The organism is Piscirickettsia litoralis (assembly GCF_001720395.1).
Lineage (GTDB): Bacteria > Pseudomonadota > Gammaproteobacteria > Piscirickettsiales > Piscirickettsiaceae > Piscirickettsia > Piscirickettsia litoralis.
The window spans coordinates 1,271,050-1,276,359 of sequence record NZ_MDTU01000001.1 but is presented as its reverse complement, the minus strand read 5'-3'; the positions used below and the strand labels follow the sequence as shown (position 1 = coordinate 1,276,359).

Annotated in this window: 6 protein-coding genes and 1 CRISPR repeat array; all 6 genes read left to right on the top strand. The window is 38.3% G+C overall.

The window, feature by feature from the left end; genetic code table 11:
* A partial coding sequence (locus tag BGC07_RS06120) for a hypothetical protein (protein WP_235602974.1) occupies positions 1-368 on the top strand: 368 nt, incomplete at its 5' end.
* Positions 369-710: 342 nt separating this feature from the next.
* Positions 711-1,547 carry a type I-F CRISPR-associated protein Csy1 gene (locus BGC07_RS23135; protein ID WP_158006880.1) on the top strand — a complete coding sequence of 279 codons (837 nt, stop codon included), beginning with the start codon at positions 711-713 and terminating at the stop codon, positions 1,545-1,547.
* Positions 1,534-1,980, top strand: a complete 447-nt coding sequence (locus BGC07_RS23130; protein ID WP_077216787.1) for a type I-F CRISPR-associated protein Csy1 — start codon at positions 1,534-1,536, stop codon at positions 1,978-1,980. The genes BGC07_RS23135 and BGC07_RS23130 overlap by 14 nt, the downstream gene beginning before the upstream one ends.
* A 21-nt stretch (positions 1,981-2,001) precedes the next feature.
* Positions 2,002-2,859 (top strand): type I-F CRISPR-associated protein Csy2, encoded by an 858-nt coding sequence (csy2, locus tag BGC07_RS06105; RefSeq protein ID WP_235602973.1) that lies wholly within the window; start codon positions 2,002-2,004, stop codon positions 2,857-2,859.
* A gap of 20 nt (positions 2,860-2,879) precedes the next feature.
* Positions 2,880-3,944: a type I-F CRISPR-associated protein Csy3 gene (csy3, locus tag BGC07_RS06100; RefSeq protein WP_069312382.1), complete on the top strand. Its 1,065-nt coding sequence runs from the start codon at positions 2,880-2,882 to the stop codon at positions 3,942-3,944.
* 2 nt (positions 3,945-3,946) lie between these two features.
* Positions 3,947-4,528 carry a type I-F CRISPR-associated endoribonuclease Cas6/Csy4 gene (cas6f, locus tag BGC07_RS06095; protein ID WP_069312381.1) on the top strand — a complete coding sequence of 194 codons (582 nt, stop codon included), beginning with the start codon at positions 3,947-3,949 and terminating at the stop codon, positions 4,526-4,528.
* Positions 4,529-4,659: 131 nt separating this feature from the next.
* Positions 4,660-5,287: direct repeats of the CRISPR family, unit length 28 nt; unit sequence GTTAACTGCCGCATAGGCAGCTTAGAAA.
* Positions 5,288-5,310 lie beyond the last annotated feature (23 nt).

The following is a 5,310-nucleotide window of genomic DNA, read 5'->3' as shown; positions in this document are numbered from 1 at the left end:
CAGCTCTTCCGCAAACATTAAACCCTTTAGGAAAAAAAACTGGGGAAAATTTGCGTTTATACCTTTGTCCTGATGTAGATATAGACGGTTCAGTAAAAACATTTAATTTTTATGAGAAAGGTTTCACAGACCAATTAGAGAAAGTTGATAACAAGTATCGCATTAGCTATACGGAGAAGAGCACTAGGGATGATCGGCTGTGGTTAAAGCGTGATTATGAAGAGTTATTACGGGAGGCTGCTTCGAGCTTTAATCTGTCTATAGAAAAAGCGGCTCTTAAGTATGGAGAGCTTGTTATTTCTCATTACTCAGATCAAAACGAATATGAGTATTTTCCAGAAAAAGGTTTAAAAAAGTGTAAGCAGTAGAGCTGGTGTATCAGCTCTATGGTTTTGTGAGAAGCGCAGCAAGTTTGATAATGATCATAAGTACTTTTATTACGAGAGCTGCTATTTTTAATTTTGTTAGCATCCATGACTTCTTGTTTGGGGTTGAGTATTGTAAGCTCTGCCTGTGCGGCAGTAAACGTCAAACGCCAAAAATTGTTGATGGTAATTTTCTCAGCTGCTTATTCAGCAGTTATAGATTGCCTCGTTGTGCAATCATTGTATTTTGGAATATAATCGATGTCAATAAATTATTGATTGTAATGGGGTTTGTTTTTTAGTTTCAGAGTACCATGGGTTTGTTTTATTTGTAAGGTGAAAAAAGTGCAAGTAGCGATAGATTACATATTGAAGCGCAAAGAGGCTTGGTTGAGTAAGAAGGTAAAGGCGAATTTGTCCGCAGAAGAAAAGCTTAGGTTTGAAGTGGAGGCGACTGAAAAATTCAGTAGAGCTTGCTGGTTGAAAGATGCAGCGAAAAGAGCTAAAAGTTTTTCATTGTCGTCCCACCCTTGTCGTTTTTCACATCCAGATGCACGTAAGAATGAAAATGGTGAGACTTCACCTGTCGTTGTGCAAGCTAAGGCTGATGTCGATGGCTATGTTAGAAGTGGTAACGTTGATGTTGAGCTAGATGCGTTAGGAAATGCAGCGGACATTGATGTGTATAATTTTCTAATGCTGGAGCTTTCCGATGGTATGAAGTTAATTCGACATATAGAGTTGGAGACTGACTTAAGTAAGGAGTTGCTGTCAGCTGAGGGAAGCTCTTATGAAGAATTACGTAGTGGGTTTTTAAAGATTAAATCGAATGATAACCATCCTGTTAGGACAAGTTCTAAAATAAAACAGGTTTATTTTCCTGTAGATGATGATTATCATTTACTATCGATTCTTACTCCATCTGGAATAGTTTTTTCACTACGTAATAAGATCCAGACGATGAAATTTTCTGACAGTGCAAAAACTGCTAGAAAGGCTTGTAGAGATAGTGAATATTCCTCCGAAGGGTTTGCTGATATTTATAATTTAGCTGTGATCGGATATGGCGGGACAAAGCCTCAAAATATTAGTGTCCTTAATAGTAAAAACGGAGGAAAAGCTTACTTGCTCCCAAGTATTCCTCCTAGTATGAAGTCGACACAAAAAATTGCCTTGGTCTGACTTTTTTAAAAATTGTTTATGGTTTAATGAATTTAAAGAGAGCTTCTCATACCTAAACAAATTATTGATGTCTGAATATAATAATATTTGTATTCGTGAGGCTCGAGACAATATTTGCCTTTATATCTTTGATCAAATTCTATTTAAGGTATGGAAAATTAGGAAAATTGCTGCTGGCTGGTCAATGGATCAGCGTTATGAGGCATTACCTATTCGTCAAAAGTACTTATTAGATCCAACAATATATCCTGATGTTGAAAAAACCGAATGGAAAGAAGCTGAGGGCGAATTTTTAAGGAAAGCTGCTCGTTGGTTGGTGAGGTCTTACTCACAGGTCATTAAAAATCAAAATGGGAAATATATATTGCTTGGAGATAATGATATTAAATACATAGAAGGTCTTTTTTTAAAGCAGCGAGATGTTTTAATATGATAGGCAAAAAAAATATTACTGTTGCCAAAACTCAGAATTCATAATGCAAATGCTCTATCAAGCGCATATACGATTGGGTTTCCTGCAATGACTGCATGGCTAGGCTTGGCTCATGCTTTACAGCGGGGGCTTGCAGAAAAATTTCCGTGCAAATTTGCAGGAGTTGGTGTTGTCAGTCACGACTTTAATTTACAAACATACAAAGGAGTGAGAGACTTTGATTCCTCTATTATAGGGATGGCTAGCCCTCTAAAAAGGGATGGCAAAAGGGCTTCTTTTATTGAGGAGCCCCGTTGCCACTTGACTGTATCTTTAATGATTGAATATGAAGCTTTATCTTTTGAGGAAGCTCCGGAGTATGAGATTGTTGAATTGATCTCTAAGCTGTTAAATAGTCGTTTGAAGTTTGCTGGTGGTGATTTGATGAGCCATGGGAAGCCGGAGAGAATGATAATATCTGATGAAAATAAATTTAAAATATTGAAGCGAAAGCTAATGCCGGGTTTCTTGCTAAGAGAGCGACGCGATTTAATGATAAAGTCTATGGAGAAAGAAGAAGGTGATGCTTTAGATTCTTTGTTGAGCTATTTAAGTGTTCACTCTAGTTGTGATGTGGTAGATGAAAAGGTGTCATGGCAGAGAATAAGAAGAGAAAAAGGATGGATTGTACCCATTGCAGTAGGATTTCAGGGTATTACACCATTAGGTGCTGCTGAGAATCAGAGAGATGCTGATACTCCTCACCGCTTTGCTGAAAGCATAATAACTCTCGGTGAGTTCGTCGTTCCTTATCGCTTGGAATCTGTAGATGAAATGTTGTGGCGCTATCATGTGAATGCTGATAAGAGCCAATATGTCTGCTCTCAACAAGTAATTTAATTATATTAAGAGGATTTTTTATGTCTAAGAAAGAAAATATAGCATCAGTATTAGTCTTCGAAAAGAAAATTGTTCCTTCTGATGCATTGATGTACGGGACTATATGGGATAAAAGACGAGCCAATGAAAAGAATGAGGAGGGTTTACCAAAAGATGAAAGTGTGGCACTTAAGATTGTAGAAAAATCTGTTAGAGGCACCATTTCAAATAGGCTAAATAAAGCTTTAGCGAAAGATCCTACTAAGCTTGACGCGAAAGTCGAAAGCCCAAATATACAAAAAGTTGATAGTTGCGCGTTAGGGGTCGGGCAAGATACATTAAAATTGAGTTTTACTGTTAAGTTTTTAAGTGGAGTTCAAACCCCTTCTGCTTGTAATAGTCAAGGCTTTCAAAGCCGCTATCATGAAGCTGCTGGAAATTATATAAAAACAGCACAGTTCAATGAACTTGCATTAAGGTATGCGGCTAATATAGCAAATGGGCGCTTTTTGTGGCGCAATCGTGTAGGTGCAGAATGTATTGAGGTGCATGTTGAAGTTTTGGCAGGAGCAGATAAGGAAAAATGGATTTTTAATGCGCTTGACTTTGACTTGCAACGTTTTGAAGATCTTAGCAATGAAATAAGTGCGTTGGCTGAGAAAATTGCAGATACTTTATCAGGGAAAAAGGATTTTCTTCTTTTAAAGATAGATGCATATTCAAAACTAGGGGAGCAGCAAGATGTTTACCCTAGCGAAGAACTCGTTTTTGATAAAAGTAATAGCAAGGAAAAGAAAAGCAAAGTTCTATACGATGTAGATAACATTGCTGCTATGCATTCTCAAAAGATTGGTAATGCAATAAGGACTATAGATACCTGGTATCCGAGTTATGGGGATAATAGAGTAGGCCCGATTGCTGTTGAACCTTATGGGGCCGTAACAAATTTAGGTAAAGCATACCGTAATCCTAAAGATAAAGTGGACTTTTTTACGCTGTTCGACAAGTTTGTTGCAAATACAGAGTTGCCAGAAAAAGAGATGGAGCATTATGTTATGGCTGTATTGGTTCGTGGAGGGGTGTTTGGTGCAAGCGATAAGGACTAGTTATGCATTTCTATATTAATATAACGCTTTTACCTTCCAGTGAAGTAAATGAAAATTTTTTGTTAAGTAAAGTGTTTGCATGTCTCCACACGGAATTAGTTAATGCCAAAAATATTAATGACAAAATTAATATCGGCTTATCTTTTCCAGAATATTCTGAAGAAGAGTGCAAGTTAGGGTTAAAAGTTCGCATTTTTAGCCCACATAGAGAGGAGCTAGAAAAGCTTATCTCCCAGAGACTGTTATCTCGACTGAGTGATTATTTGCACATGACGAGAATTCGTGAAGTACCTTCAGGTGTAACGGAATATGTCAGGTTTAAAAGAGTTCAGTCAAAATCAAGTAAATTTCGAAGAGTGAGAAGAAAGGCGAGGAAGGCATCTATCTCTTTTGAGGAGGCGCTGGACAGTTACCAAGGTCAAGATGATGTTATGCTTAGTGGGTTTCCATTTATTAAAATGAAGAGCGCTAGTTCTAATCAGGATTTTCTTTTGTTCGTGCGCCGAGAAACCTCAAAAGAACTCATTGATAAAGGCTTTAACTCATATGGACTAAGTTCTGAGTCAACTTTACCGATGTTTTGACCTTTATTTTTATAGCTCTTTAAAAAATCAAATAAAACAACAGGTTATATTGTTGAGGGGGAATTGTTGGTTATTTCGTGAAACCTAACGACAACTATTGACACTACTTGCGTGTAGCGTTTAAATCTACTGTTAACTGCCGCATAGGCAGCTTAGAAAACTCTTGCAAAAAGCCTCCGCTTCGCCTCTTTGTTAACTGCCGCATAGGCAGCTTAGAAAGCATCAACCCAGAACGGATCACTGCCTTGAACGTTAACTGCCGCATAGGCAGCTTAGAAAATCTAGACATTAAACCTTTAGTGTCTGCTTGGGTTAACTGCCGCATAGGCAGCTTAGAAAAACGAAAAGAGCAGATGTTAAAAGGCGAGGTGGTTAACTGCCGCATAGGCAGCTTAGAAATTTACGCAGCTAACAACCTGTCTAACAAGCTAGTTAACTGCCGCATAGGCAGCTTAGAAATACAGTGTAATACCCTTCACCAGCACCAACGTGTTAACTGCCGCATAGGCAGCTTAGAAACACATCGGTAAAGATAGGCTCAATATTAATACGTTAACTGCCGCATAGGCAGCTTAGAAAAGTAACGCTGGTTCAACCACCCTTGTGCATACGTTAACTGCCGCATAGGCAGCTTAGAAAACTGAAACTTGACCTTCCTGCGCTGCCTCTTTGTTAACTGCCGCATAGGCAGCTTAGAAAAATGATGTGGCCGGTGCGATTAACAACTTCTAGTTAACTGCCGCATAGGCAGCTTAGAAAAGCCAACACCCCGGTGTTAGTGA